The 241-nt window shown below is 42.7% G+C and carries 1 pseudogene; it reads right to left on the bottom strand.

Going from position 1 to position 241, the window contains the following annotated elements:
* Positions 1-241 (bottom strand): annotated as a pseudogene (locus R0J87_RS24115) (hypothetical protein); the annotation flags it as partial.

The following is a 241-nucleotide window of genomic DNA, read 5'->3' as shown; positions in this document are numbered from 1 at the left end:
ACAGCTGCTGCGCTTTTTCAACTAATTCTTGCGGGTAATTTTCACCGAATAAACGTTGTCCGGCCTGATAGGCAGCCAATACGGCAGATGCAGGTTTAGTTTTACTTACTGCAATCAACGCTACCGCTTTGCTGTCTGTAGCCAAAGCACTGCATTTTTCCTTCAGGTTGTAATAGGCGAGGCTCAGTTGTTCTGCTATGTTATTCATATTAATTGGCAAAGTGGAGTAAAAATTGTCATG

The organism is Halomonas sp. SIMBA_159 (assembly GCF_046536035.1).
Lineage (GTDB): Bacteria > Pseudomonadota > Gammaproteobacteria > Pseudomonadales > Halomonadaceae > Vreelandella > Vreelandella venusta_A.
The sequence above is the reverse complement of the archived record's forward strand: the minus strand, read 5'-3'. Positions and strand labels throughout refer to the sequence as shown.